General features: G+C 34.4%; 3 protein-coding genes and 1 pseudogene. 3 read left to right on the top strand and 1 reads right to left on the bottom strand.

Translation table 11 applies throughout. The features are described from left to right. The first annotated feature begins 405 nt into the window (after window positions 1-405). The 3 genes from BLV79_RS12280 to BLV79_RS12270 all read left to right on the top strand — a co-directional run bounded on the left by BLV79_RS12280 (window position 406) and on the right by BLV79_RS12270 (window position 1,861). Window positions 406-594 (top strand): hypothetical protein, encoded by a 189-nt coding sequence (locus tag BLV79_RS12280; RefSeq protein ID WP_074719261.1) that lies wholly within the window; start codon window positions 406-408, stop codon window positions 592-594. A gap of 180 nt (window positions 595-774) precedes the next feature. Next, the gene (locus tag BLV79_RS12275) at window positions 775-1,608 is read left to right on the top strand and encodes a hypothetical protein (protein WP_143470277.1); all 834 of its coding nucleotides are present in this window, start codon (window positions 775-777) and stop codon (window positions 1,606-1,608) included. A gap of 13 nt (window positions 1,609-1,621) precedes the next feature. Then, complete coding sequence (locus BLV79_RS12270; protein WP_074719259.1) at window positions 1,622-1,861, top strand: hypothetical protein; 240 nt, start codon at window positions 1,622-1,624, stop codon at window positions 1,859-1,861. An 85-nt stretch (window positions 1,862-1,946) separates the two neighbouring features. Here the strand turns inward: BLV79_RS12270 and BLV79_RS12265 are convergent. Further along, window positions 1,947-2,681: pseudogene (locus BLV79_RS12265) on the bottom strand (IS3 family transposase); the annotation flags it as partial. Window positions 2,682-2,758: the final 77 nt, after the last annotated feature.

Raw genomic sequence — 2,758 nt, 5'->3', positions numbered from 1 at the left:
GATCATATAGAGTCAAAGATTATATTAAACCATCAGAGTAATTGTACATAATAATATAAAACTTTTTGTACATAAATACTTGACACTTTATATCTATTGTTCCATAATGCTTCCCATGTAGGGTAAAAGATTTTACGAGAAGGCATCGGCTTCGTCCGGTGCTTTTTCGTGCTCAAACATATTATTTTTATAATAGATAATGAAAGTTTCCACTATGCACAGAAAAAGATTTAAAGGTCGGATTCTGCAATAAAAGGGCACATTCTGCAAAGCCTATTGATAAACTAATGTATTTTTGCAATATCACATGCAAAAAGGGGTGCGGCATATGGTTGAAAAGATATCAGTCAGGCTTACGGATCAGATTATAAGCAACAAGTTGATATCAGAAAATATGAGGGACTGATGAAATCAAAGGAGTTGTCGAGACGTATTCTTGCTATCGAACTTTGGGTTATCATATCGTTATTTATGCTTGGTGTTAAGGAAACATACTTAACATATATGTCAATAGGTGTAATTTTATGCGCCATATTGATGAGCCTGGCAAAAATACTAAAACAGGAGGTAAGAGCAAATGAAGAAGCAGAGTAGAGCAAAGGAAACATTCTTGAAGTGCGCACAGAAGGTCGCCGAGAGGGAGGTGATTATATGAAGGTTGATACGACACCCATAAATACAGGTTTAGTTCGACAGAATGACATTAATATTCCTCAAATAAAAGCTAAGTTTTCTTCAAGTAGATCAGAGAAAGGTGAATCATTAGCGAATAATATGAGGCTTCTTTCTGATGATGAAATTTCATATCGAAGGAATGAAGTGAAATCGATACAATTAAATGTATCTTCAAGTGAATTGATTAATAGTCAGTATTCTCAAACCGGATCAAATGTTACTTATAATGTAGATGGTGTATTATTCACAAACGAAGAAATGTCAGATTTGAAATCGGTGATTAAAAACGCATTAGACTTTATTCTAACAAAAGGCAGTGACTTAGATTATATTGATTATGCGTCAATGGGGATAGCTAAAAATACGGTTTCTACTTATTCTTCAGAGCATTTGTCAAAAGAGCAGGCAAGTATTGTTGGCCGGAGCTTTGATAACTACATAAACAGTATGTTAGATGTACAACAGAAAAGATTAAGCGGTGATGAATACTCATCTATAGAAGAGGAAAATGAACGATATTATAAAACAGCACGTAAATTGGAAATCAATCCGGCTAACGCATTAATAAGTCAAGTGAAAGGCATTCCGAATATGTCTGAGGAAGGACGGAAAGTATTGCTTAAAAACATTAACACAGCAGTAAATCAAGGAGGAAAGACCTCGTCCGCTTCAGATATGGAGCTTGCGCTTAAAATTAAGGATGAGTTTTCAAAGATAGATTTGAAGGATGATGAGTCTATATCTAAACTGATTTCTAACTATGAAGGCATTGTGACATCGGCATATCAGGAGTGGGGACTTAAAGACTATGATTTTACTCAAACTCTTAGTAGAAGGTTGTTGCAAGATAGGGAACTGTTGTTAGGCCAAATGATGAATGCAAAAGCAGTAATTAATCGTACTGAACGTAAAAATGTAAATATCTTTTTATGATATCAGAAGATATATGTTTTGGAATGCTTCAAGTATAGACAAACAGCTTAAAAATAAGTTTGGAGTTTTTGTGAAAAAAGCATATATAGAAGCATATTATGAAGAAGATTACATTAGGAAGATAAGTAATATTGAGTGGAACAGGGTTGCTGTCACAATAAGAGAATCGGGAGATGAAAATATTGCTAATTGGCTTGAACAAAATTTGTCATTAATACCTAAGGTTATGGATAACATCAGTCGTATTGCTTGACTTTATATGGAAAGAGCAGGTAGCAATTGAGGTGACCCCTTAAAGTTAGACTTTTTACGAGACGACTTCGGTCGTCTCGTTTTCTTTATGCAGCTAAGAGATGGAGCCTGTATTGAACAGGACTCATCCATCCTAACTTTTCTTTTATTCGTTGCTCATTATAATACTTTATAAATCTTTCTATCTCTGATTTCAATTCGTTAAAGCTATAGTATACAACACCATAGTATATCTCTTGTTTAAGTAGTCCAAAGAAATTTTCCATTACTGAGTTATCAAGACAGTTTCCTTTTCTGGACATGCTTTGGAAGATTCGTTCTTCCTTAAGTCGATGTGAATAAGCTTTCATTTGATAAGCCCAGCCTTGATCAGAATGAAAGGTTCTTCTATATGGGCAGTCTGAAGTAATTTCAATAGCCTTGTCCAATGCGTCCATTACATTCTTAGCTGAAGGAGTCTTGTCAATTCCGTAACTTAGTATTTCACCATTACACATATCCATAAATGGATCCAGATAAAGCTTATGCATGGTCATATGTCCTTTGGAATCAACTTCATAATACTTAAATTCCGTTGTGTCCGTTGTTATCTTTTGGTGTGGTATATGCGTTTTGAAACGTCTGTGTATTCTGTTAGGCGCAACAGTACCTACTTTTCCTTTATAGGAGCTGTATTTTCTACTTTTGCGAGTATAAGATGTCACCTGTAAGCCAAGCTTTTGAATTATTCTCTGAACTCTCTTTTTATTAATAACATATCCCTGATTTCGAAGTTCTCCAAGTATTCTACGATATCCATAATCTTTGAAATTGTCAATAACAGTTTACACTTTTTTCTCAAGGATGTTTGAACTATGCTGCTTCATGTAACGATAAATAATATTGTTGTCGTTTAACT

The sequence above is a fragment of the Lachnobacterium bovis DSM 14045 genome (assembly GCF_900107245.1).
Classification (GTDB): domain Bacteria; phylum Bacillota; class Clostridia; order Lachnospirales; family Lachnospiraceae; genus Roseburia; species Roseburia bovis.
This window is presented reverse-complemented; position numbering and strand designations above follow the sequence as displayed.